This window comes from Halobacteriovoraceae bacterium (assembly GCA_020635115.1).
In the GTDB taxonomy this organism is placed as follows: Bacteria; Bdellovibrionota; Bacteriovoracia; order Bacteriovoracales; family Bacteriovoracaceae; genus JACKAK01.
Genome location: JACKAK010000005.1, coordinates 1 through 25,513 on the forward strand (window position 1 = coordinate 1; position 25,513 = coordinate 25,513).

19 protein-coding genes are annotated in these 25,513 nt (G+C 33.5%); 9 read left to right on the top strand and 10 right to left on the bottom strand.

The genetic code is table 11. The features are described from left to right. From H6622_08690 to H6622_08710, 5 genes are all read right to left on the bottom strand, one after another. Nucleotides 1–2,557, bottom strand: a 2,557-nt coding sequence (locus H6622_08690) for a hypothetical protein (protein ID MCB9061584.1), incomplete at its 3' end; no start/stop codon positions are given. A gap of 149 nt (nucleotides 2,558–2,706) precedes the next feature. After that, a complete protein-coding gene (locus H6622_08695; GenBank protein MCB9061585.1) occupies nucleotides 2,707–6,414 on the bottom strand; it encodes a hypothetical protein in 3,708 nt (1,235 codons plus the stop codon). Between the two features lie 184 nt (nucleotides 6,415–6,598). Beyond that, the gene (locus H6622_08700; protein MCB9061586.1) at nucleotides 6,599–7,900 is read right to left on the bottom strand and encodes a GHKL domain-containing protein; all 1,302 of its coding nucleotides are present in this window, start codon (nucleotides 7,898–7,900) and stop codon (nucleotides 6,599–6,601) included. A gap of 173 nt (nucleotides 7,901–8,073) precedes the next feature. Then, nucleotides 8,074–9,237 (bottom strand): U32 family peptidase, encoded by a 1,164-nt coding sequence (locus H6622_08705; GenBank protein ID MCB9061587.1) that lies wholly within the window; start codon nucleotides 9,235–9,237, stop codon nucleotides 8,074–8,076. Next, on the bottom strand, nucleotides 9,234–10,439 hold the full coding sequence (locus H6622_08710; GenBank protein ID MCB9061588.1) for a U32 family peptidase: 1,206 nt from the start codon (nucleotides 10,437–10,439) through the stop codon (nucleotides 9,234–9,236). The genes H6622_08705 and H6622_08710 overlap by 4 nt, the downstream gene beginning before the upstream one ends. Before the next feature lie 88 nt (nucleotides 10,440–10,527). Here H6622_08710 and H6622_08715 point away from each other — a divergent pair, with 88 nt between their 5' ends. Further along, nucleotides 10,528–11,637, top strand: coding sequence for a hypothetical protein (locus H6622_08715; protein ID MCB9061589.1), 1,110 nt, complete (start codon nucleotides 10,528–10,530; stop codon nucleotides 11,635–11,637). Here H6622_08715 and H6622_08720 read toward each other — a convergent pair. Both H6622_08720 and H6622_08725 read right to left on the bottom strand, forming a co-directional pair. Further along, nucleotides 11,634–12,566: a hypothetical protein gene (locus tag H6622_08720; protein MCB9061590.1), complete on the bottom strand. Its 933-nt coding sequence runs from the start codon at nucleotides 12,564–12,566 to the stop codon at nucleotides 11,634–11,636. The two genes, H6622_08715 and H6622_08720, sit on opposite strands and share 4 nt — an antisense overlap. Nucleotides 12,567–12,630: 64 nt before the next feature. Further along, the gene (locus tag H6622_08725) at nucleotides 12,631–13,620 is read right to left on the bottom strand and encodes a malate dehydrogenase (protein MCB9061591.1); all 990 of its coding nucleotides are present in this window, start codon (nucleotides 13,618–13,620) and stop codon (nucleotides 12,631–12,633) included. A gap of 140 nt (nucleotides 13,621–13,760) precedes the next feature. On the opposite strand from H6622_08725, the gene H6622_08730 reads away from it, so the two are divergent. After that, entirely contained in the window at nucleotides 13,761–14,303 is a 543-nt protein-coding gene (locus H6622_08730; protein MCB9061592.1) for a hypothetical protein, read from the top strand. Nucleotides 14,304–14,415: 112 nt separating this feature from the next. On the opposite strand, the gene H6622_08735 is transcribed toward H6622_08730, so the two are convergent. Both H6622_08735 and H6622_08740 read right to left on the bottom strand, forming a co-directional pair. Then, a complete protein-coding gene (locus H6622_08735; protein MCB9061593.1) occupies nucleotides 14,416–15,573 on the bottom strand; it encodes a hypothetical protein in 1,158 nt (385 codons plus the stop codon). A 140-nt stretch (nucleotides 15,574–15,713) separates the two neighbouring features. Beyond that, a complete protein-coding gene (locus tag H6622_08740; GenBank protein ID MCB9061594.1) occupies nucleotides 15,714–16,049 on the bottom strand; it encodes a helix-turn-helix transcriptional regulator in 336 nt (111 codons plus the stop codon). 332 nt (nucleotides 16,050–16,381) lie between these two features. Here H6622_08740 and xth point away from each other — a divergent pair, with 332 nt between their 5' ends. From xth to H6622_08755, 3 genes are all read left to right on the top strand, one after another. Beyond that, entirely contained in the window at nucleotides 16,382–17,152 is a 771-nt protein-coding gene (gene xth / locus H6622_08745) for an exodeoxyribonuclease III (GenBank protein ID MCB9061595.1), read from the top strand. 83 nt (nucleotides 17,153–17,235) lie between these two features. Then, the gene (locus H6622_08750) at nucleotides 17,236–18,603 is read left to right on the top strand and encodes a response regulator (protein MCB9061596.1); all 1,368 of its coding nucleotides are present in this window, start codon (nucleotides 17,236–17,238) and stop codon (nucleotides 18,601–18,603) included. A 168-nt stretch (nucleotides 18,604–18,771) separates the two neighbouring features. Next, complete coding sequence (locus H6622_08755; protein ID MCB9061597.1) at nucleotides 18,772–20,817, top strand: hypothetical protein; 2,046 nt, start codon at nucleotides 18,772–18,774, stop codon at nucleotides 20,815–20,817. Nucleotides 20,818–20,852: 35 nt separating this feature from the next. On the opposite strand, the gene H6622_08760 is transcribed toward H6622_08755, so the two are convergent. After that, nucleotides 20,853–22,145, bottom strand: coding sequence for an amidohydrolase family protein (locus H6622_08760; protein ID MCB9061598.1), 1,293 nt, complete (start codon nucleotides 22,143–22,145; stop codon nucleotides 20,853–20,855). 69 nt (nucleotides 22,146–22,214) lie between these two features. Here H6622_08760 and H6622_08765 point away from each other — a divergent pair, with 69 nt between their 5' ends. From H6622_08765 to H6622_08780, 4 genes are read left to right on the top strand one after another with little or no spacing between them, the layout of a single operon-like run. Beyond that, a complete protein-coding gene (locus H6622_08765; GenBank protein MCB9061599.1) occupies nucleotides 22,215–23,540 on the top strand; it encodes a nodulation protein NfeD in 1,326 nt (441 codons plus the stop codon). 14 nt (nucleotides 23,541–23,554) lie between these two features. Then, nucleotides 23,555–24,304, top strand: a complete 750-nt coding sequence (locus H6622_08770) for a slipin family protein (GenBank protein ID MCB9061600.1) — start codon at nucleotides 23,555–23,557, stop codon at nucleotides 24,302–24,304. Nucleotides 24,305–24,312: 8 nt separating this feature from the next. After that, nucleotides 24,313–24,921: a FecR domain-containing protein gene (locus H6622_08775; protein MCB9061601.1), complete on the top strand. Its 609-nt coding sequence runs from the start codon at nucleotides 24,313–24,315 to the stop codon at nucleotides 24,919–24,921. Then, on the top strand, nucleotides 24,921–25,421 hold the full coding sequence (locus H6622_08780) for a hypothetical protein (GenBank protein MCB9061602.1): 501 nt from the start codon (nucleotides 24,921–24,923) through the stop codon (nucleotides 25,419–25,421). The genes H6622_08775 and H6622_08780 overlap by 1 nt, the downstream gene beginning before the upstream one ends. The last annotated feature ends 92 nt before the right edge of the window (nucleotides 25,422–25,513 follow it).

Genomic DNA, 25,513 nt, shown 5'->3' on the forward strand with positions numbered 1-25,513 from the left:
AGTTGCCTGAGTAAGATGGTTGACAGTAAAGATATCCATCTCCCCCATCTCCACATATATCTACCATATCTGGTGATGTATCATTAGTTTGTGTTTGATTAATATCTACTGCTTCGCTTTCTGTTATACACGCTCCCCACAGTGTTGGATTTGCCGAGCTACATCCTCCTCCTGGTTTTCCACAACTCGCTCCACATCCTCCTCCAATCGTACACGTCGCCGTTTTTCCGGCCCAACGTGCTGATACCGAAGATTCACATGTCACTTTATCCACTGCTGCAAAATTGTAGAGAGCTTCCTCTGTTATAGGGTTCTGAAGCAAATAAGGAAAACTAACGCTTGAACAGGGCGAAGGATCAAAATTTTTTCTTTCAACTTTTGCTGTAAAAAAATAAGTGGTAAAATCATTTAGTGTGTTTGAAGTGATCTCTACGAAATCTCCTGTGTTTACAATACTTTCACCAGCATATGTGTTACAATTTTGTCCTTTATAAAGAATAATTTTATCTCCCTGTTTTACAGGTTGATTTCCAGAGATTGAAAAACTTATTTTGAGTGTTGGATTTTTTTCTGTTCCTGAAGCATTTGTTTCTCCAATATTGAAACTAGGACTTGTCATTACAATTGCAGTTGGAGGAGAAGGACTTGCAAGATAAGTATAACTAGGAGCTAGTTCTTCACCACTACAAGGAGACTCTTTCTGTCCTCTTATAACTTTTGCAAAGAATTTATAATCGGTTCCACTATGAAAGGTTCCTGTTTGCATAAGAGTTATAATATCTAGATTAACCGTTGCCTGGTAATACGCAAGATTATAAACATTCAGATTACTAGATACAGACTGCCCTACAAGATGTTCATCTGCACATCCACTTTGATTGTATAGTTTTACAATATCCCCCTGTTTCATTTCATCATTAAGATTTCTGATCACAAATGCTGGTTGATGGTCATTACTAACATTCTCAATAGGGCTTTTCAAAACGATGGATGTTATAACTCCAGGGACAGAGCTTTCTTGATTTTGTATGTTACTATTTGGTCTGATAGGCAATTGCCCATCTATTAAAATGTGACCTTGTCCCATTTCATTGAATTCATAAACATCATGTGGAGATCCAATGTATCCCACAAGAACAATCACTTGACTTACATCTCCATCTATAACTGAAACATTTAAGTTATTACCATTTCTGATAAAAGATAGATCATCCGGTGATATTCCAATGAAATTTATTTCATCACCAGCTGAGAAATTACTGATAGAAACGTTAGCTGGTTTATCCGATGCTAAGACAAATTTAGCATTGATTTGACCAGCATCATAAAAAATAAGACCACTTTGATCTGAGCTATCAAGATCGATACTAACTCCTGCTTGAACCACAATTGGATTTTCTATTGAACTCCCTGCAACCTGTGTATTATTATTGACATCTCCTCCACTTGAAGGATTATCATTTCCATCGACATTATAGGGAATTCCACTAGGAGGGATTTCCGGATACTCTGAACTATTTGAATGATCATTATTTGAAAAACTTTCTAATATGTACCTCTTGATTGCATCTGGTGTCTTATGTGTTTGGTAAAGGTTAGAGTCTGAAATTACATTTTTCACAGATAAGAGTTCACTTATATTTGGAGAGCGTTGAAGAGCTTCATTAAACCAACCTATTAGGACCAACTCATATTTACTTGTAAATTTTATTCTAAAATCTTCAATCGGATCATTTTGATCAACTCCAATTCCCATTTTTTGAAGTTGAAATATATAAAAGGCCTCTTCTGTTATTTGATTTGTAGTTGCAGTATTTCCTAGACCATAGTTTTGCAGTACTCCATATATTTCATAAAAATATGATGAAACTTCAGAATAATAGGCCGGATATGATTCACATGTAGCAAGAATGCGGTTACCTTCGCTATCTGAACTGCAAGAAAACATCCATTCTTCCCAGCTTGTATTTGTATTATATAAATCTGTCCCACCATTTCTATTATCAACTCCACCTAATCCATCATCTGCTTCAGAGTCATCCATCAATTTAATTCTAAATTCATAGGTGTAATAGCCACCTATGTCCAAACACTCTGTCACTGGTCGTATTTGATATCCTTGAGATATCGCCACTAAAATTGAAGTTTGAACATTTTGAAAAAACTCCACTCTACATGTTACACTTTTCGAGTAAGGATCTACTTGTTTGAAAAGACAAGAATCATTTTGGGTAAATCCACTAGGCGTTTCAACACTTGAAGTACTGATTTCATAACCAGAGTAACTAATATAAGAGTTTAACCACGACTTACAACCCATACTTAGGTATGAATCAGGGAAAGCAATTTTATAAGCGGGGAAAAGTGAATTTGCCCCATTAGCATTAAGGTAGGCATCAAAAGGAGTTTTTTCACTAGACCCTGAGTAGTCGTCTGTATAATATTTATTTTTTTTAACTATGAATTGATTTGAACTATCATTTTTCTTAACAGCATTTTGAGGAATACAAGCATTTCCAATCAATAATATCAACATTGTCCAAAATACGTTCTTCATTCTTACCCCTCAGTTTTTACCCTTTATCATTCTAAAACATATTCAGGACCTGAGGCCATTTCTTGAGTTTATCTAAATATCTATTCAAAATTACATTATGTTTCCACAACATTTGAAACTCGTTACTGACTCAAAACTATGGCACTTCACTAATCTCTGTAATCACATCTTAGCCAAGAATTTTTTTCGACATCAGTTGGGGAAGCTGAGTTATATTTCATGAGTACAGAATAAGGCCCACTTTGACCAAAACCCTCTCCAGAAACTTTAAGATGATAATTATTGGTTCCATCTAATGGTAAATATACTTTAGATAATGTTCCTAGATCGAGAATAGTACCACAAAATTCCTTATTATCTTTATAGACTGTGATTCGAGGAAGATGGTCACCAAAGTCTATATATTCAATTGTAATTTCATAGTATCCGGTACTAAGTTTCGAATTTAACTTAAAGATATCTCCAGTATCATCAACCTGAGAAGATGTATTCATTTTCCCAAATGTACCCATGAGTCTAATATCATTCGCTTGGCCAGGAACCATTATTGCTGAAGACGTTAAACTATTTGGAACATCTTTTAACTGATAAACAACTCCATTTGCACTATCTCCAATTAAATTTCCATATTTTATTTGTTTCAGATTATTAATCTCTTTTTCACTAAAACTCTCTGTTTCTCCATTTGTTGCATTTTTACAAATGAGTTCTGCCTCAACTTTATGAACTTTATCTGCTAAAAACCAAACTGTTGGTAAAATGTCTTTAATCTTAATTGAAATATTTGGTTCAAAAATATCAATCAATTTACTGGCCTCTACTAATATTTTCCCATCATAAATAAAATCTAATTCTATTCTACAAAAATCTACTTCAGAGTGTTTAAAAGGAATTAAGTCAAAATTCAAAATCTGTGGATAAATTTCAATTCCATGATACAGATGTGATTCAGGCGCACTTGCCATGGCCACAGGATTTGAATCATAACTGACAGAGGAAAATCTTAATCTTTTACTGATCATGGGTGTCCCATCATCATAACCATCATAATAACATCCTCTATCAGCACGCATACTTGTAACATAAGCATTTGGGAAAAATTCAGCTGAATACTCTAGATCAATATTATAAAATGTTTTGAAATCTGTATTATGCCCACCTTTAACGATCTCAAAGAAAAAGGTATCTCCGGCCATTACTGGAAGGATATAATCCTCTCTGCTTGAGGTAAGACCACAGTTGGCCACAGTTTCATTATTCCTATAGATATTTACAAAAACCTCATTACCGTTCCAACCAAGATGAGATAAATTTAGAGTATAATGCCCATCCTCTTTAACTGTAAGTTTAAAATTATCACTTGCATCTGATAGACTATTCACTCCGATACTACCTCGCAATCTGGCACTATTTTCAGAATCGGTAAAAATTTCTATGGCTGAATTTTTTGAATTAGGAGCATCTCCTGAATTGATATAAAAATTTGACATAGAATCACCTTCGACTTTTAATGGTAGAAGCGGAACAATTTTCCAATCACTATATTCAATCCATTCTTTCTCTCCACCAACTTGACATACAATATTAAATTTAAAAGTGTAAGTTTGATCAATTATATATGACTCAGAAGGAAATATATTATTCATTCGCAAGGGCAATATTATTTTTGAATTATTTATGGCCATAGTATCTGATTCGACTGCTGTAACTAAATCCCCCCTAACACCTTGAAGTAATCTATAGGTAAATTTACAAACATCAGCATTTGTTAAAGGATTTAATCCGATCTGAACTTCTTGTGGATAGACTAAAATACCTGATGGAGCAAGAATTGGATTTGAACCAAAGACAACACCATTAACTTCAATTCTTGTGCTATTATTTTCTGTGTCTGCTTTAGGTTTCGGAGGAGTTTTGTTGGTTAGAGTGAATACGTCTGAACATTCACTATTGTTAGTATCACGAATGATTTTCGCTCGTAATTGAGGATAATTTGTACTTAATGTGAAATCAATTTTTACATCGCCCGCAAAAACATTATCTCTACTTACTAAAACTGTATTGCAAGTTGAGTCTAGAATCTGAAGTCTATCCTTTTCCTGATGACCTCTAATTGTTAAACTATAACTTGATCCATTAAACTCTCCTGAAACTATAATTGGAGGAGATGGCAAATCTACACCAGCTCCTGAGTCTCCACCAGTTCCTGAGTATCCACCTGTTCCTGTGTTTCCACCAGTTCCTGTGTTTCCACCAGTTCCTGTGTTTCCACCAGTTCCTGTGTTTCCACCAGTTCCTGTGTTTCCACCAGTTCCTGTGTTTCCGCCAGTTACTGTGTCTCCGCCAGTTCCTGTGTCTCCGCCAGTTCCTGTGTTTCCGCCACTTCCTGTGTTTCCGCCAGTTCCTGAGTCTCCGCCAGTTCCTGTGTTTCCACCAGTTCCTGTGTTTCCACCAGTTCCTGTGTTTCCACCAGTTCCTGTGTCTCCGCCAGTTCCTGTGTTTCCACCAGTTCCTGTGTCTCCACCAGTTCCTGAGTATCCACCTGTTCCTGTGTTTCCACCAGTTCCTGTGTTTCCACCAGTTCCTGTGTTTCCACCAGTTCCTGTGTTTCCACCAGTTCCTGTGTTTCCACCAGTTCCTGTGTTTCCGCCAGTTACTGTGTCTCCGCCAGTTCCTGTGTCTCCGCCAGTTCCTGTGTTTCCACCAGTTCCTGTGTTTCCACCAGTTCCTGTGTTTCCACCAGTTCCTGTGTTTCCACCAGTTCCTGTGTTTCCACCAGTTCCTGTGTTTCCACCAGTTCCTGAGTTATCATCATTAGATGTTACTTTGTACTGATCAGAAATATATTTTACGATCAATGACTTTTTAAAGTAGCTAGGATAAGTTGAATCTGACTCAATTAAACTCTTTATAATACTCAATTCTGAGTTAGTAGGATATCTTCCTGCAAATTCTATAAACCAATTGTTAATTTCATCTGAAAAATGAGTTACAAGAAAATTTCTAAAAGGCCAAAAAACAGGAATACCAGAGGAAGGAAAATCTAATTGAATTTCAAATAACTTAAGGGCCTGATCATATCGATCAAACTCAGATAGGACTAAGCTATAATCTGATAATATTTTATTTATCCCAACAATGTAATTAAATTCTATCATTGCAGTATAGATTGGATCTATTTTACATAAAGAATAATTTCTCTTTCCTGTGCTTGATTTTGGACAACTATCTAACCAAACACGGGCCAGGCCGTTTCCTGTATCTTTTGAAGGGTCTTCAATAGGAATGTCTACAGGATCGTCATTGCTTGAATCATCGTTACTCGAACTCAATGATCTAATTGTAAAAGAGATATCATATGTATCATTATAGTGATTGCAATGGGTGACTGGAACAATATCTACATCTAGAACATGGAATGAATTTTTAAAAAGATAATCTGAATCTTTAGTTGAAGTAAGACAAGCAATGGTATTATTACCTTGTTTCATTTCATATAGGCATGTACCTTCAGGAAATTGATTTCCATTGTTATCCTTTATGTAAAACTCATTAATTTCATATCCATAATACACGATCTGCTGATTTATCCATGAATAACAATTCTGATGTTTACTTCCTTGTAAAAATTGAATCTTACTTCCAGGAAACTTGTAATTATCTCCATAGGCCTCAAGCAGCTGAACAAATCTATATTTCTCATGTTGTAAAATATAATCATCATCATTCGAGTTCGAATTTTGATAGTTATCTAAATTATAAGCTTGATTATCAAAACCAACTTTAGTCTTTTTTAATTGATTTTCTACACATGAATTAATCAATATTAATAAAATAATACTAACTAAACTCTTCATACAAACCCCTCATAGAAATTCATCTTATAATTTTATCCAATTAGGATTCAAAATAATGAAATTTCTATGATTATTTTATAAGTTATTCAAATCACTCAACCTATAAAAAGAAACTTATAAAAAACACTAAAACATGCTGCCAAATTCTCTCGTCACTTTAGAGTAAATTACTAATTTTACAGCTTTATGCAATTTTAGGAATGGCATATTTCGGAAGTCTTATCTCAAAGCAAGTATGTCCCTCATGCTTAATATATTCAATAGTTCCTTCATGCGTTTCAATTATACCTTTTGCGATACTAAGGCCCAGTCCAACTCCTGAACCAACTTCTTTTGTCGTAAAAAATGGATCCATTATATTTTCGATAATATTCTCCTCTATACCATTTCCAGAATCAATAATTCTGATAGAGATACTATTCAAGATTTTTATATCGATTAATATCCATTTCTCTTGGATTTTAGATATTGCCTCACAAGAGTTATTAATTATATTTATTAATGCCTGATTAATCTCTAGTGGTCTACATTCAATGAAACATTCATCTTCGGGCAAGTGAACAGTCAGATCAATTCTCAGGGCCTTTAGACGAATCGTACTAAAAGCTACGGCGCGATCAATTATTTTTCGAATATTGACAACTTTTATTTCTTCATCTGATGAATCGTTGGCAAAAGTTTTCAATCCTAAGATTATTTGTTCAATTCGATCAACGCCGTCTTTAACTTTTTCAACTTTTGAAATTACGGTATAGTTATCTAATTTATTATCTTTTGCTCTTTGTGAAAGTGTCGAAATATGACCATTGATGATTGTAAGTGGATTGTTGATCTCATGAGCAAGACCTGCGGCCATTTCACCAAGAGCAGTCATTTTACTTGATTGCATTCCCTTTTTTCGATACTCTAGTTCATTTTTTATTGTTTCGTTTAGTTTTTTGGCAGAACCAACGAGATTTGTAATATAAAGTAGAGCAATGACATTTAAAACAAATACACCATCCCCACTCAGTCTCATTGTTAAACACCAAAGGATAGATAAGAAAACTATAATCGTGTAACCAATAACGGCCTTTTTAGAGGCAGTGTATGCCAAAATAACTCCAGAGCATACTCCGATACATGTTGTTGTTAACATGATTTGTTTTACAGATTGTTCAAGAGGAAAAAGAATAAGAAAACATAGTCCCATTGAAATTCCACTAATCCACGTCCAAAATACGAAGTAGTTTTCCCATAAAAGATAATCCAATTTCTCTCCCCGATTTATTTTTTTCCAAAATAGAGTAGTTATAAACATTCTAAGGATAGTTGCTGCAATTAGAGGAATATACCAAATCATGTGAACTGAAATTGATCTATCATTATAAAATGTATATAGGATACCACTAGCGATTACGATCATAGCAAGTAGAGCAAAATAATTCATTTTGAATAATAGTTTTACTCTTTCGACTTCAACATAATTGATGTCTTTGCTGGACATAATTTGATCTCCTTAAAGATTCATATCGGCAATCCGACTCATTTACTGTAGTATTAAATAATATAAATTTTCCTTGGTAAAAGTATCTAAAATCATAACATTAGAGATCTTAGGTTAATATTTGTTGAACTTTTAGGAGTGAGAAGATTTTTTAATAGATGTATTTCTACGACTTAAACAAAGTATACAGAACTTTTTGTTGTTACGCCTTTAATATAATTAATTTTATAAAAACGGCCCCTTTGTGTGTTGAACGCATTTCTAGACATTGAATCTTCTAATTTAAAAATGGTTAAATGTTTTTCTTTCCCCTCGGGGGTTATTATCTTTATTTTACTTTGCAATTCTAAGGGCCTATCTGAATGTAAAATTATTCCAAGCCACTCATTTTTCTTAACATGAAACACTTCGCCTAAAAATTGATCATCTCTACGTTGGGTGTGTTGATTTTTAAGTTTTGGAAATAGAACATCACTTTTATTTCTGTGGTAAAAACCTCTGATGACACGATTTGGGTAGAGACTTTTAATTTCTTTTGCCTTTTCTAATTTGAATTCTTTAAGTAATAAAGAAATCATATTTTCCAGAGATAGACTCAAAAAGCGATTATCAAAACGAAAATATTTCATACCTATTTGACTAAGTTCTTCAATTTGCTCTAAGAGACAAAAGTCAGAGGTGTTAAACATGTATGTCCCTCTTGAGTTTTCTATTATAGGAAAACCTTTATGGGGTGATTCTTGAGAGTTACCTTCAACTTCAAAATATTTGATTTCTTTTAAATCATCATGATCAAAAACCAGAGGTGAAATAAGTGATCTTGGAGTATAAAAGAGTAAAATTCTTCCGAGTCCAAGGATTTCACATGGTACAGGTATATTCTTTACAATTTTAGCGAGATCACTTGATTCTAATTCAATAGAAAGGATCACTCTTTCAATCTGGCCAGGGAATAAATCAAAATAAGTGGAAAAGGAGTAACTATTGTGGTGTGCCGTTTCAAGAACTAATTGAAGTTTTAATTTTTTAAAATTACTGGCCACATAAAACAATGCTCCTAAATCTTGAATGCGTATACTGTCAAATGAGCTTAAATCTATTTTAGAAAACTTTTCTTTCAAAACTTCATGTTCGTCTTCAGTTGAGAGTTTATCCCACTCAAAAACGGTTTTTAGGCCACTATTTTTTGCTAACGTTGCAAGTTGAATAGACTCCTCAACTGTATGCTCTCCAAATCTTGAAAACAAATTATTTGAGATAATGACTTCACTAACTTCACTTTCTGAAAATTGATCTATTTGGGAAGTATTATATAGGTAAGTGACCAACTTTATCATAAAATATTCCTTTTTCTAAGAATATTATATGTCCTAACACCTTTAACATAAGGAATCTTAACTACCGTGCCAGGCCGTGAAGATTCAATTTCTTGTCCATCTACATCTATTAAATCCTCTAAAATAAATGCATACACATCACCAGAAAAAGGCAACAATTCTAGAAGATCTCCTTTTCTAAACTTTGATCTTACTTCGATTAACAAATGTTCATTCTCAATGACTTCTAAGACCATTCCTGCCACAACATAGAGATTCTCATCGTGTTCTCTTTGATTGTAGACTGAAGATGAGGTGGCCTTATCTAGTAGAGAGGCCTGTGTATAATCTCTATGAGTAATTTTTCGAAGTTCTTTTTCCCATTCTATAAAATTAGCATCTGTAAAGTTTTGATATTTTTTAAAATGTTCAATGGCCTCAGAGTATATTTTGGAAATAGTTCCTGCATAATGATGTCCCTTCATACGGCCCTCAACCTTAATCGAATCAATTTCTTGATCGATAAATTCAGGAAGAACACGAATACCTTCCAAATCTTTCGAGGACATGAAGTATGCCGTTTTCTGTTGTTGATTGATATTTAAACTGTATTCAAAACGACAACTATGTGCACATCCTCCTCTGTTGCTATCTCTTCCTTGTGTGTAATTGGAAATTGTACAATTTCCGGAATAGGCCATACACATCGAACCATGTATAAACATTTCAACTTCGATTCCTGCAAGTCTTTTAATTTTTCCACCTTCTTTAACTGAACATTCTCTTCCTAATACAATTCTTTGAACTCCAAGTTTTTTCCAAAACAAGGCGGCATCAACATTGAGACAGCTGGCCTGAGTGGATAGATGGATTGGAATTTTTGAGAGTCTCCCGACTTCTTTTACGACACCAATATCAGAAACAATGACTGCGTCAACTTCTAAACTCTCTAATAAAGTTAGAAAAGCTGGAAGTTCTAAAAAATCTTTATCATGAAAAAACGAATTCAAAACCACATATACTTTTGCCCCATGTTTGTGAGCAAAAAGTACGCCTTCAGCAAGTTCTTGTGGAGTAAAATTGTCACTTGCTGCACGGAGACCAAATTTTTGCCCCCCCAAATAAACTGCGTTTGCACCGTAAGAAACAGCAACTTTTAGTTTTTCAAGATTTCCGGCCGGGGCAAGTAATTCTGGTGTTTTAATCATTTTTTTTGCTTCCATTGTTTCCCTCTGGCATATATCAGAAAAAAAAGACATCATAAAGGGTGTAGGTAATGTCCATAGTGTAATATGATAAGGTTATGAAATTATGATTATTAAGAAGCTTAAATTTGTCTTTTTTATACTAATTTTATTTGTTGCATATTTCTATTTACAATACACATCCAATATTACTCGAATTGCCCCCTACCCCTATATTGTTAAAGTAGATCTCAAAGATGCGCAAGAGGCCTCAAAAGTTAATGTTTTGCTCATGGGGGATTTAAGTATAAAAGCACTTAAACCGGCCATCGAACAGGCCTTAGATGAGATTCAAAAAAACTATAATATTAGAGTCACTTTATTTGATTGGTCTAACAAAATTGATACACTCTCACGTGTGAGGACAAAAATAGAGTCACTCAAAAAAATACCTAAAGTAATTATCTATCATGGAACTACAAATGAGATGAAGGAACAAAAATTTCTTCTAAAGAATATAAATCAGCTCAAAAATGATATCAAATCATTTGAGAACCCTAAAATATTAACAGCACTAATGCTTTTTCCTGCATTATCACGTTTTATTTATTCAAATCCTTCTGTCGTATTAACCGAAAACGTTGTTATAGATAATTATGCTTTTGAGGATAAGGACTTATTTTTAAGAAATGAATATCTTTATAAATTATATGAAATGGAATTAACCGAGCTCAGTAACAAAGTAAAAAATGACAATTCAGTTTTTTTAAATATTACTACCCCTGTAGATTTAGAAAAAAAGGTCCTTGCTTGTCAAACTTCTACTTCACAAACTCTTGAAGATCTACTTTTAAAAATTAAAAATTTGCTTAAGGAAGGAAAATATAAAGACTCTCTTCTGAAGCTTATGAATATTGAAGAAAAAGTAAAAACAAATGCAGAGATCTACTATCTAATGGGGAAAATACAACTAAAAATGGGCAATTTTGTTCAAGCACAATACTCTCTTCTAAAGGCCCATTCGTTAAATTGTGAATTTATTACAAATAACCCTGTTTTTGCAGGAATTTCGAAAAAAGTTGCTAAGTCTTTAGGTACTCCAATAATAGATATGTTCTCAAATGTTAATAAAGTCATTGGTAAAGATGCTATTTTTCTAAATGGTCAGGCCCAAGAAATTTATTATATGAACTTGGTTAATGAGATTAAGGCCATTTTAAAACAGGCCCTCATCTAAATTCCAAGATTGTCCATTATTGGTGTAATTTTATCTTCCTGGTTCAGATCAACCATTCTTTGTCCGAGCCACCTATATCGATTAAAAAGTGCTTTATGTGGGTTTTCAACCAACATTTTTTTTAATTTTTTTTCTTTGATGGACTTAAACTCGTAACGTAATAAATCTATAGAATTAAATAGTAACCCCGTTAAAATATCAACGAGTGCTTCGTCTTTGGTACTTAAAATAATATCTTTAATAGTTGAAGGGATTTCAATAAATTCTTCAAGAGGTGTAAAATTGTTTACTCGGGCAGAATTTTGAATCTCTGCAAATATTTCAGCAGATTGTCTAAGTTGAACTTGCATACGTGAATTTTCAAATTCTTCTAAAGCTTCTTCAATTTTATTAAGTTTTTTAAGAGATGCAGTACACATTTTTTCAACTGCTAAATAGTCTACAATTTCATAATCAATCTCGCGTCTTTTTTCAGCACTGAGAGGATTATCTTCTTTGTCCGGAGTGATTAGACGTTCAACTCTTAAGTTATCAAATTTACCTTCATCAATTTTTGGAATTGTTTTCAGTGCTAGTTTTGCTTTATGGGCTATTGTTTTAGTGTTGCTTTCTTTTCCCGTAATAACATCAAATGCGCCCAGGCCATATAATTGTTTTATTTGTTTTTCATTTAGATCCATTAATGGAACAAGGACGACTTTACTTTTTGTATCTGAGATTAATTTTTTATAATAATTTAAAAACTGAATAGCAAGTTTCGTTTCGTTGGCCAAAATGGCACATGGAAAGTGTTCTGGTTTGAGATTTGCTTTTATTTCAGATTCTTTAAGACCTATTGTGCTGCACTCCTCATCACTTTCAAAATGATCCTTCACTTCTAATAATGGCCCTTCGACATTTCCCAGAAAAATCATGAGATTCTTTTCCATAAAAATCTTCCTCAAAGAGTTAAAGGGATAAAAATAACATTTTATCCCTTTTTATAGATTTAAATCAAATCAATTCCATTTCTTTTACAGCATTTCTTTCATCACGTAACTCATCCAGTGTCTTATTAAACTTCTCTGTTCCAAAATCATTATGTGTTAAACCTTCTACAACTTCTAATTTTCCATTCACTGTTCGACATGGAAAAGAGAAAATGAGTCCTTCATCAACTCCATATTGTCCTTTAGAAGAGAGACACATAGAATATGTCTCACCTTTTGGAGTGTCGTGGGTCATTTGATATACACCTTGAACGACAGCATTTGCTGCTGAAGCAGCAGATGAAGCACCTCTGGCCTTGATAATAGCGGCCCCTCTTTTTTGTACAGTTGAGATAAATTCTTCTTTTAAATAAGATGTATCTGAAATGCTTTCTGTCACTGGGGCACCATTAATTTTTGCATTATAAAAATCAGGATATTGAGTGGCAGAATGATTTCCCCAAATTGTCATATTCGTCACAGCAGTTATATCAACACCGGCCTTTTTAGCAAGTTGTGTTTTAGCACGTAGCTCATCAAGAGCAGTCATGGCAAAAAATCGATCGTTTGGAATATCTGGAGCATTATTCATGGCTATTAAGCAGTTTGTATTGCAAGGATTACCTACAACGAAAACTCTCACGTCACTTGCTGCGTTATCATTGATGGCCTTCCCTTGAGCGGTAAAAATACCACCATTGATTTTGAGAAGGTCTGATCTTTCCATACCGTCCTTACGAGGTACTGATCCAACGAGGATGGCCCAATTAACATCTTTCATGGCCACATTGAGATCATCAGTACAGACAATGTTTTTGAGTAGTGGAAAAGCACAGTCATCAAGTTCCATGGCCACACCCTGGAGTGCAGGAAGAGCTTGAGGGAGTTCGAGGAGTTGTAATTCAACTTCAGTTTCTGGCCCAAACATTTGTCCAGAGGCGATTCTAAATAGAAGGGCATACCCAATTTGACCTGCCGCTCCAGTGATTGCGACTTTTACTCTTTTTGTACTCATAGATGACTCCTTAGTAATAAAATAGAGGTTTAAATTATCTTATAAAGACTAACATTTAGTATATATATAGTTACAGTTGACTAATATACACCATAACGCATACTATGCCAGCAAAAGGTGTTAGAAATCTGAGCTATTAAATGGAAAAAAAGAATAAAAACAACAAAGGGCGAAATAGTAATAATCGCTCTCGCAATAATAAAAATAATCGAAATAAGAATGTAAAATCTTCTTCATCGGCCAATGGTCAAAATAGGAACAGAAAAAGAGTTCGCAGAAGAACAAGTGGTGGAAGTGATATTTTTAGAAAATATGACAACTTGTTGAGTCAACATCTTATTTCACGAAAAAAATATTTTGAATATTACTATAGGGCAAATGACCAATTATTATCAAAATTAGAGGATAATTTTTATAAATCGCTCAAGCAGTTGAGAGATTTTGAGACAGGTCTATCTGAAGAGGACAGAATAAAACTAAAGTCGAAGTATGAAGGACGTCCTATTGATACAACTTATACTGCAAATAGAGAAATTACACCTGAAGGTGAGATCGTTAGTATTGCAGATGTATTTGAAGATCCGCATCATTTGGAAACTCAGAGAAATCATGAATGGTCCAATGATACAGAAGAGTCTTCTGGAAGTTATGAAGAATACAAACGCTATAAAGGTATTGAGTAAAATCTGTAAAACATTCAGCTTTTTAATTTTCATTAGATATTAAAAGTAGTTCCAAACAATTATTTTTGCCAAATTGTGAGGCAAGAATAGGAATGCACCATAAGTCAATTTTCTAAAAAGCAAGTCCTACACCTGAAATCACTTCAGACATTTCAAAATTATAATCAATGTAAACATAACCACCTAAAAGCTGTAAACCGACAAAAGGATCAGAATTTTTTATTCCACCGCTAAAATTTAAATAATAAGGTGTGAACAAGGTAAAAAAAGTTGAGTAATACAATTTATTAAGGTCCCAAATATCATAAAAAGAATATCGAATTTCACCTGATAAGGCCAAAAAATCAAATGGGGAAATTCTCTTTGTTGATCCAATTGCAAATGAATAATAATTGCCTTGGGCCAAAGTCTTTTGATTGAAAATATACCCATTACTGGATTTATAAACGACCTCTTTTATCTGACTCCACTCTGAACTAATTCCAATTTGGAAATCACTATTTTCACTTTCATAGAATTGATATTTATGAGAGATGGAAAAGATATTTTCAGATTCTGAATTGATTGAATATAACGGAAAAAAGTGTCCATATTCACTTCCCATTAGATAACCTAGACCGATAGTAGATTGGTATGAATTACTACTAATTGTGATTAGTGGTTTACTTGTTCTATTAAACGCTCCACCAGGTAGTAGAGGTAAAGAAAACATCTTAGGGTTGAATATATGAGAGTCGATGTTTATATCACTGGCCTTCAGCATTCCTGTGGAAAGAGCACGTCTTGTTCTTTCAAATTGTGGATCATATTTGAAATTCTTCATCCTTTCGTCTAATTTTTGTCCATATCGGATGTTAAAGGACTCACTACTTTTTAAGAAATTATTAATTTCAAACTTGGCCTTATCCATTTTTTTTTGTTGTTCATAAGTCTTAGCAAGTAATAGGTGGTAGACTGATTGATATCCTATATCAGGGCAATTTTTTTTAATTACTTCAAGCCTCTTTTGGGCTTCAAAGGTCTTCCCTTTTTTTAAAAGTTCATTAACTTTTGTCAAATCTTGAGATACTTTAAAAGCAGAAAAGTAATTGCAGTAGTTTAATTCATTTTTGGCAAATAATTGTTTATCACTAGTTTTGTTTTTTAGGATTTTCTCTAGAGTAGCACCATTTTGTACTAGTTTCTTGTCATCAGTTCTCAATACACGGCCTTTATAAAGATATATTCCGCTTGGAGATTGTTCTATTTGATTTCGGTTAATTGTGTTCATTGTGCATGAGCATAAAATAAGTACGAAGTATAAAAGACAACTTTTCATATAAAACTCGCTAAAAAAAACCGGCCTTCTTGGGGCCGGTTTATTTTACAAGATAATCTTAAAAAGAAAAATTTTGTTTTTTAAAATTTGAATTAAGCAAGAATGCTTGCAGAAATATCTTCCATAGTTGGAGTCGTAATTTCTGGATTAACAATTGTAGAAGTTCCTGATTTGTTCAAATAGTTTTCAATTGTTTCTTGGTGATCCTTAAGAATTGCATCTCTAAGTTCGTCGTGTGAAATGCTTAATACCTCAGAAACTTTTGTTAACATTTTTAAAGGAATACTACAAAGAGCTCTTTCAACGTTAGAAATAAACTGACCATTTTTGTATCCTAAAAGATTTGAAAGCTCAGATTGTGAATAACCTTTTGGGTGGTTTATTCTTTTTGTTCTAATTAGTTTTGCAATGTTTTCAAATGAACGCATAATTTTCTCCTATCCGTATGTTTGTTCTGTATATAACTAAATGCTACGCATCTAAATTTTTTATGTTGCTCAATATAATCACACTACGCATCAAGCTCAACACTTACTTTAACACGGGGTAATTATTACAGACTCTCTAAATGACCGAAATCATATACCTTTAACGCTCAAACTCTAAAGTAAAGTCTGTTAGTCACTTATCCGTGCGTTTTAATCAATTTTTTTTAGTGTGAAAAGTAATTTTTTGTAAGAAATAAATATTTTGAAAAAAATACTGGCCAAGTGTATAAAATCGGATTTGTTTAAATTATTGAAATTACTAAGGAGAGGACATGCTTATTGTAAGCTGGAATATAAATGGCATAAGAGCAGTTTACAAAAAAGGTTTTTTGGTCTGGTTAAATGAAGTTTCTCCAGACATCGTTTGTCTGCAAGAAGTAAAAGCGACTCTAGAGCAGATTCCCAAAGAGATTTCAGAGCATCCAGAGTATAGTTTATATCTAAGCTGTGCACAAAAAAAAGGATACTCAGGAGTTGCAATCTTAATAAAAAAAGATATCCCGATTATTGGAGTAACAGAAGGTCTTGGCGAAGAAATCTTTGATAACGAAGGAAGAACTCTAATTATAGAACATTACGATTTTATTCTTTTCAATGGATATTATCCAAATGGTCAACGAGATCACGGAAGAGTCCCCTACAAACTTTCCTACTCTCAAAAAGTTTTAGATACAGCACTTGAGTTATTTAAATCAAAAAATAAAGAAATCATTCTTACAGGTGATTTTAATACTGCACATAAAGAAATTGATTTGGCCAATCCAAAAGGAAACACTAAAACAACTGGATTTTTACCAGATGAGCGAAAATGGGTGGATCATTTGATTGATAGTGGTTTTCAAGATCTATTTAGAGATTTACATCAAAACGAAACTGGACATTATACATGGTGGACACATCGAAATAATTGTCGACAGAGAAATATAGGATGGAGAATAGATTATTTTTTTACCACTAAAAAAATTGCTCAAAAGGTAAAATCGTGTGAAATACTAAAGAATGTCATGGGCTCTGATCATGCACCTGTTTGCTTATCTATATGAAATAGTTGACATTTTTTTTTATTTTCACAACTTTTTCCAACAGAATAACTCAACTACGAACTGAATTAGACCGATAGGCCATCATGAAAGTACTAATTATTGATGATGATGATACAATCAGACAATTAGCAGTCTTGTGTTTAACAAAGAAATTTCCTGCCTCTGATTTTGTCGAGGCAGCAGATGGAAGTGCTGCAATTACACTTTTGGGCCAAGATAAGTTCGACTTAATCATTTGTGATTTTGAAATGCCTAACAAAAATGGCTCAGATGTTTATCATTTTATCAAAGAACAAGATATTCTTACTCCATTTATTTTACATACAACTTTAAACCTAGAACAATTACAAAAGATGCCTTCTTCATTTCCAGACGTATCTCAGTTTGAAGGCTATGTTAACAAAATGGAAACTCGAATTGCTCTGCCAGAGATAATTAAAAAAGTTGTAACTCCAGAAATCTTTGGGCCAGATGAACGTAACTCAACTGATTTTTATAAAATTAAAATCTATTATTTTTGGCGTTTCGATGAAACCTTATGTGACATTTGGGTAGGTTTGTCTTCAGAGAAATTTGTTAAAATAATTCATAAAAATTCTGAATACACTAAAGCTGATATCGATAAATATATTAAAAAGAAACAAAAATACCTATACATCCATAAAGATGATTTCGAAAATTTTTGTGATGGATATCAAAAACTCAATTTTTTAGTTCGCAAAGATAAACCTTTTGATGCAAGTGATGAAAACGAAAGACGTAAAGCGCACGCTTACATTCATCACATTATACTAGAAATAGGTATCACTCAAGAAGTCGTTGAAATAACAAAACGTATGATTGAAAATATTTTTTCAACTCCAATCAAGGGCCAAACTGAAATTTTTAAAATGATGATTCGTCACTTTGAAAAAAGAGATTATATCTATGATCATAGTTATATGGCCGCACAAATTTCATGTTTTATTTGCAAACAAACAGAGTGGGCAAGCGACGACACATTACAAAAGCTCATCTTAGCATCAATTTACCATGATGTTCTAATGACAGATCCTAATGTCGCAATGGTTGAAGATCTGGCCTGCAAAGAATTTAGAGAATTATCTCCAAATGATAAAAACTTAGTAAGAAATCATCCATATAAAACGGCCGAGTTAGTTAGGGAAAATATTACTTTTCCAGCAGATGTTGATAAAATCATCTGGCAACACCATGAAAAGCAAGATGGTTCCGGATTTCCAAGAGGATTAGATCATACCCAAATTACTCCACTTGCGATAATATTCATCATTGCTCACGATTTTGTAAAGGAACTCTACCGGGAGCAATTGGACGAATCGCAATTTATGAAAATTCAAAAGAAACTGGAAATAAAGTATGATAAAGGCAACTTTAAAAAGATTTATACTTCTTTTGTAAAATCATTAAACAAAGTTAACTTGGTAGCGTAAAAACTTTATCACTTGGAATATATTTTCAAGCACAGTGTACTGTAGTTGGCACTTTAACTACAAAGAACTCTCTACGAATAACACAATTTCAGATGGTTATCTACATATTATTGAAATTTGCTTAAGAGTTTTAAAATAAAGGAGACACACTTTTTAAAAGTAGTACATATGCTAGTAAAAAAAATTCAAACACTTTTAGGATTAATTCTCATAGTCACACTTGTTTCTTGTGGAAAAGGATCCATTACAATTGAGCTTTTTAATAAACCTCAAAATGGAGAAACTATAAATAATAGTGCTGGAAATAATAATAACAGCAATATCACTTATCCTTCCAGATGGGTAGACTTTGGAGGACGTGCTAAAACTCTAAAGGTTGTTGGAAATAGACTTTATGTAAACAAAGAATATATGGGTCTTGAAATATATGACATAAGCGATGAATCAAATCCTATTCAAATAGGTGCATACAGAACTACATACCGGGAAATCAACGATATAGCAGTTTCAAGTGATCATCATTACGCTTATTTATCAGAAGTTACTAGAATAATAACCCTAGACATTAGTGACTTAGATGATATCAAGGTGAAAAATATTCAAGTTTTTACTAATACAGTTTCACAAATACAAATTTCAAGTGACGATTCAACTCTCTATTTTTGTAATGAATCAGCGGGTTTGAAAATAGCTGATTTATCCTCATCAGGAGTTCCAAGCATTCAAGGTAGTTACAATACTCCAGGGTCCTGTAATAAATTTAAACTCTCTACTGATGAAAATACCGTTTATGTAGCAGACGGAGGAGCAGGTTTAACAATTGTTAATGTGGCAAACAAATCAAGTCCAACTCTTTACTCAAACATTGATTTAACCTTTAATGGTTATGATGTTGATATTTCCTCCGACGGAAATTACGCGTATATGGCCGATAGTAGTAACGGACTAAGAATTATTGATGTATCAAACCCAAACTCACCAAGTTTAGTCGCAACTTATGGTACTTCAAATTTTTCATATGGAGTAAAAATTTCAAGTGATCAAGATACTGTATATGTTTTCAATTATACAGGTGGAGTTATTTCTATAAATGTTTCCACAAAAAACAATCCTATTCATCAAAATACAATTGATACTGATGGACTTGCTTTTTATGGAGACCTATCACTATCAAAAGATTTTCTTTATGTAGCTGATGAAAGAGGTGGACTTGTTGTTATGGATGTTTCTACTCCTGCTTCACCTGCTATAGTAAAAACGATCCCTACAACATCTTCTCCCGAAAGAATGGTAATAAGTAGTGATGAAAAATACATGTATATTGCAGACGCATTTATGGGACTGATTATTGTAGATCTCAAGGCCAACTATGGGCCACAAGTGATTGCAAGGTATAAAAATTCAAACCAAACTGATGGTCTTGACATCACTAGTGATAATAAGACTATTCTTTTGGCCGACGGGACAAATGGTGTAATATCCATAGATATATCAAATCCTTCAAATCCAATCTTACTCGATACATTTACCGCAATTTCTACAGCTAGAGATGTTAGAATTTCTAGTGATGATCAATATGCGTTTGTTGCAAATGGAATGAATGGTTTATTCATTATCGATATGTCAGATAAATCTAACTTAACTTTTTCAGGATCCTGGTACGCTGCAACGGACACAGCTTACCATCTTGAATTATCCTCTGATGATCTGACTGTATATTTAGCTCATGGTCTAGGAGGATTAGTTATTATTGATGTTGCTAACCCATCCGCGCCAACGTTAATAGGATCTCACTCCGATGGCGGTCTTGTTCGAGAATTGGCCGTAAATGAAATTGACAATGAAGTTTATCTCGGAAAATGGTCCTCAGGAGGATTTTGTGTTTCAGACATTTCAAATCCAGCGTCTCCGAGTTTTGGTACATGTGTTTCAAGTAATACTTTTAACGGACTTTTATATCTCTCTGAAACAAATTATGTTTTAGGGGGCGTCGGTACTATTGGCCAATTGCCCTTTGATATTTCAAATCCGAGCACTCCTGTTGCAGGAACTGCCCATGACTCACTTGGTGGAGGAAGTGTTTTTTCAACTATCCCTTCTTCTACTTCCAGAGTTTATGCTGGTGATAGTTATGGTGGAGTTTTAGTTCTAGACATTTCTAATCCAAATATTCCAACAAGAATCACAAATCCATGTACAATAATAACATTTTGAGCTTTAAAGTTAATTTCTGCATTCTAATAAAATAATTACTCAAAAATACAATTACCTTTAAAATATGTTTTTCTGACAAGCTTGTCCATTTTCTTACGGCGTTTAGATAAAGGTGAAATAAGATCTTTTAGAACCTTTTCTGCTTCTTCCGAAGAATGAACTGAATTTTCTACAAAAATAAAACTCGCCTCTTTGCCCTTTTCAAAGCTACCTAGAATTGAATCAAGTCCTAAAATTTCAGCATTTTTTAGAGTTGATCTGTAAAGAGCTTTTGTATAATTTACTGAATCTCTGCCAGCTTTTTGATGTTGAGTAACAAAAGACTCCATTACATCAAACATTGATAAATAAGGGCCTCCACCAATATCACTACCTAAACCCCATTCAACTCCAAAGTGATTGGCCTTTTCAATATCAAACAATCCAGAGCCAAGTCCTAAATCTTCTACAGGAGCATTTGAAGTTGGACAATGAGCTATCTTTGAGCCACTTTTTGCAAGTAATAGGAATTCTTCATCAGTCAAATAAATACAATGCCCAAAAATGCTTTGGTTTCCGAGCATATTACAACGATCATAGATCTCAGTATAATTTTTTACGTCTTCAAATCCAGGAAAGCTGTGAAAGATTCCTAGAGTGATATCAATTTCATCTTTTGTCTCGCATAAATGTGTTTGCATATAACAAAAACTCTCTTTCGCCATAAGCGCAGTCCTTTTCATTACATCAGGTTCAACTGTCATAGCAAATCGAGGTGTAACAACATATGAATCTCCGTATTTTTTAATATACTCAGAAACCATTTCCACAGCTTCGCTATCTGAATGTTTAAGATATTCAGGAGAATTCATGGTCATAAGAACATGACCTATTTTGAAGTGACCTTTAAAATTTTCAAAAGCATGGTCAACTGTATGCCTGTGAAGAGATGAGTAACAACCTCCAGCAATTGTTCCACAACTGGCCAAATATTTGGCAAATATTTTTGCTTGTAGACTTGAAAACGTTTCCTTTTCAAATTTTCCTTCCTCCGGCCAAGTAAATTTTTTTAACCATGAAATTAATGATGCTTTATCTTTTGAACGCACTTCGTCTTGAACCCAATGAAAATGCAAATCTATAAATCCTGGCAGCGCCAACAAATTAGAAAAATCATGCCACTCAATATTATTTTGTAATAATTCAATCGGAGCTTCGCTTTCTTCTCCAGCAAAAGCAATATTCTCTCCGATGACAATAATGACACCCTTGTGAATATAGTTTGCATGTAGATCATCAATGGGATTAATTAAGGAACACTTGAATCCTTTTAAATTATTTTGAACCAATTTTTTTTCCTTTTTTGTATAGCATTTTGCTATAATACATAAGATTTATTATTACTATTGGGATTAGTCATGTTATCTATACGCATTAAACATCTTATCATGCTTTTATTCTTCCTTCCACATTTGCTCATTACGAAAGTATTTGCTGACAATAATGTTCAAGAATTCCAAATTAACGACATCCTTGAAATAGAATTTGATAGTTCGATTAATACGGCCACCTTAGAGTACTTGAAATCTGCCTTAAATAAGGCATCAATTTCCAAAAGTGACGCTCTACTCATCAAAATGAACACTCCTGGTGGATTTGTGACAATAACAAAGGACATTCTCACTAAATTTGGTGAGTCTGATATCCCTGTCTTTGTGTGGATAACACCCGAAGGGTCCTCTGCTTCAAGTGCTGGAGCATTAATCTCTAGTGGAGCTCATTTATTATATATGAGTGAAGGAACAAATATTGGAGCAGCAACCCCAGTCGAGCTAAGTGGAGATATCAAAAAAGGCGATCTAAGAAACAAGGCCATAAATGATTTAGTTGCTCTCATTCAGAGCTTAGCAAAAACAAGAGGACATGACCCTAAAAGCTATAGTGAAATGATCTCTGAAGGAAAATCATTTGATGCAAAAACTGCAAAAGAAAAAAATATAATAAATGGTATTGTGAGTAATTATAGTGAATTATTTGAACAGATAAATGGATCTAAATATCGACTCAAAGGCCAAGACTTTTTACCAATAGTAAAAAACCCTAAGATTACAACTTTCAAAATGGACTTTGGGCATCTACTTTTAAACATTCTAGGTCATCCTTCTACGGCCTATATTTTGTTTTTAATTGGAGCGGCGCTTATCTACCTCGAGCTTCAGGCCCCAGGTGGGATGATTGCCGGCTCTATTGGGGCCGTATTTCTCATCTTGGCCGGAATTAGTTTTCAGGTTTTACCTCTAAACTTTGGAGCACTTGGTCTGATTATTTTAAGTTTTATTCTCTTTATCCTTGAGGCCTTTATAACGAGTTATGGACTCCTCACTATCGCTGGAATTGCTTCAATGCTCTTTGGATCACTTTTCTTATACCGTACAGAAAATTCGTATATTGAAGTTTCTCGTCCTTTAATTTATTCAAGTGCAGGAGCAATCATTCTTTTTGTACTTTTCATTGTGTTATTTTGGATAAAAGATGCAAAATCTCTACAGAATAGGGATGATTTTTCATTAATCGGAAAAAAATGTTCTATAGAAGGCATTGAAGAAAATGAAAATGGAAGCTATTTATACTCTGTCAAAGTAGGGGGAGAAATTTGGAAAGCTAGTTCTACTCAAAAATTTCAACTGAATGACAAGGCAGAAATTTTAGGCCAGGATAAGGAAAAATTAATCTTAAATATTTAATTGAAGGAGATATTATGCCATTAAATTTTATTCCAGCGATTGTAGTCTTACTTATTTTACTGACGCAAATTTTCAAAATTCTTAATGAGTACGAACGTGGTGTAGTTTTTAGACTCGGAAAATTCGCTGGAGTTCGTGGTCCTGGTCTAATCATTCTCATTCCAGGTGTGGAAAAAATGAGAAAAATCGATCTCAGAACTGTCACAATGGATATTCCATCTCAAGATATCATAAGCAAAGACAACGTTACGTTAAAAGTTAATGGGGTTGTCTATTTTCGAGTAGAAAATCCGCGCAAGGCCATTATATCTGTCGAAGATTTTCTACAAGCAACAAGCCAAATTTCACAAACAACATTAAGATCAGTTATTGGACAGTTTGAACTCGATGAAATTTTATCATCAAGAGATTCAATAAACATTAAACTTCAAGAAATTCTCGATGAACAAACTGAGCCATGGGGTATTAAAGTAACTACTGTCGAAGTAAAAGCAATAGATCTTCCAATCGAGATGCAAAGAGCAATGGCAAAACAAGCTGAGGCCGAAAGAGATAAACGTGCAAAAATTATTTCAGCAGATGGAGAAATGCAAGCTGCTAAAAAATTGGCCGAAGCAGCTGAAATTCTTGATGCCCATAAAAATGCTATCGTTTTGAGATACCTAGACACAATGAAAGAAATTTCTTCAGGACAAGGTAAATCCACAACCTTCTTCCCACTTCCTGTAGATTTCCTTACAAATTTTATTAATAAAAATTCTTGAAGGTTCGTATGAAAAATTTATTTTTTATCTTTTCCTTATTTTCTTTCTCGTCGTTTGCTAAAACAGACCACCCTTGGGCACAAATAATAAAAAAACAAGGTGTTGTTAAATTCAAAGATATTGATGTAAAGCAAGATGAGATGATCATGGATAAAGGGATTCTTGAAACTGGCCCAAAGTCCTTTGTTAAATTTAAAGTAAGCCAAGTTAAAAATACAATTATCCTAGGCCCTAACTCGAAAATGGATATGGTAATGCTCCACAACCATAAAACTCAGAAACACGAACACATTTACACCCTCACAAATGGAATATGTCGATGGATAAGTGGAGATTCTAAAGTCAAAGATCAAAAAATAAATACTCCACATGCTGCAATTGGAGTGAGAGGTACAGATTATTATCTTAGTACAAATGATTTATTAGGAGAAACTGAAATCATTGTCTTTGATGGACAAGTTAATTTCGAATCAAAATTAACTGATAAAGATGAAAAGCTTATTTCAAAAAACCAATGGGGTGGTGTCGGTGGCCGTTTTGGAAACAAGATTGGAAAAATTCTAAACCTTGACCAAAAGGTCATAGAAACCTTTAAAAGTATTTTACCAATTGAATAATGGATAGACGTTTTTCTCTTATACCTTTCACAAAAAATAGTTTGGACATTTCAGTTGACTGTAATGTCCAAATTGAAAATCTATTACTTAAGGCCAATTACTCTCTAGCAGGTGATATAGATAAAATATCTTTTCCGCAAATTAATTCGTCCCCACAAAGAAAAGATAACTTGTGGACAACTACATGTTTTGAGTTATTTATAAAATATGATGATTTACAATATTTAGAATTTAACTTCTCCCCTTCTCAAAACTGGAATGTTTATCATTTCAAATCATATAGAGATAAATCACCCAATGTTTTTGATATTGATAATATTTCTATAGAATCAACTTATTCGAATAATAAATTCAGCTTAGCTGTGGGTATTGATCATTGCCCATTTATTAACCACCCAAAAGAAATTCACCCTTGTGCAGTAATTGAAATCAAAAATAGTGAAACATACTACTATTCAAATATCCATTTAGGAAACAAACCGGATTTTCATCAATTTTAGTACAAAAAATGGCACCCCACTCCAAGACTTTCGTTATTATTTCATATATTTTAGTTATTACAAATTTGTAATATTAAAAATAAGGAAAATAT

Excerpts from the sequence above, each read along its gene's own strand:
- H6622_08695 (MCB9061585.1), bottom strand. The coding sequence starts at position 6,414 with ATGAAGAGTTTAGTTAGTATTATTTTATTAATATTGATTAATTCATGT.
- H6622_08700 (MCB9061586.1), bottom strand. The coding sequence starts at position 7,900 with ATGTCCAGCAAAGACATCAATTATGTTGAAGTCGAAAGAGTAAAACTA.
- H6622_08705 (MCB9061587.1), bottom strand. The coding sequence starts at position 9,237 with ATGATAAAGTTGGTCACTTACCTATATAATACTTCCCAAATAGATCAA.
- H6622_08710 (MCB9061588.1), bottom strand. The coding sequence starts at position 10,439 with ATGGAAGCAAAAAAAATGATTAAAACACCAGAATTACTTGCCCCGGCC.
- H6622_08715 (MCB9061589.1), top strand. The coding sequence starts at position 10,528 with ATGATTATTAAGAAGCTTAAATTTGTCTTTTTTATACTAATTTTATTT.
- H6622_08720 (MCB9061590.1), bottom strand. The coding sequence starts at position 12,566 with ATGGAAAAGAATCTCATGATTTTTCTGGGAAATGTCGAAGGGCCATTA.
- H6622_08725 (MCB9061591.1), bottom strand. The coding sequence starts at position 13,620 with ATGAGTACAAAAAGAGTAAAAGTCGCAATCACTGGAGCGGCAGGTCAA.
- H6622_08730 (MCB9061592.1), top strand. The coding sequence starts at position 13,761 with ATGGAAAAAAAGAATAAAAACAACAAAGGGCGAAATAGTAATAATCGC.
- H6622_08735 (MCB9061593.1), bottom strand. The coding sequence starts at position 15,573 with ATGAACACAATTAACCGAAATCAAATAGAACAATCTCCAAGCGGAATA.
- H6622_08740 (MCB9061594.1), bottom strand. The coding sequence starts at position 16,049 with ATGCGTTCATTTGAAAACATTGCAAAACTAATTAGAACAAAAAGAATA.
- xth (MCB9061595.1), top strand. The coding sequence starts at position 16,382 with ATGCTTATTGTAAGCTGGAATATAAATGGCATAAGAGCAGTTTACAAA.
- H6622_08750 (MCB9061596.1), top strand. The coding sequence starts at position 17,236 with ATGAAAGTACTAATTATTGATGATGATGATACAATCAGACAATTAGCA.
- H6622_08755 (MCB9061597.1), top strand. The coding sequence starts at position 18,772 with ATGCTAGTAAAAAAAATTCAAACACTTTTAGGATTAATTCTCATAGTC.
- H6622_08765 (MCB9061599.1), top strand. The coding sequence starts at position 22,215 with ATGTTATCTATACGCATTAAACATCTTATCATGCTTTTATTCTTCCTT.
- H6622_08770 (MCB9061600.1), top strand. The coding sequence starts at position 23,555 with ATGCCATTAAATTTTATTCCAGCGATTGTAGTCTTACTTATTTTACTG.
- H6622_08775 (MCB9061601.1), top strand. The coding sequence starts at position 24,313 with ATGAAAAATTTATTTTTTATCTTTTCCTTATTTTCTTTCTCGTCGTTT.
- H6622_08780 (MCB9061602.1), top strand. The coding sequence starts at position 24,921 with ATGGATAGACGTTTTTCTCTTATACCTTTCACAAAAAATAGTTTGGAC.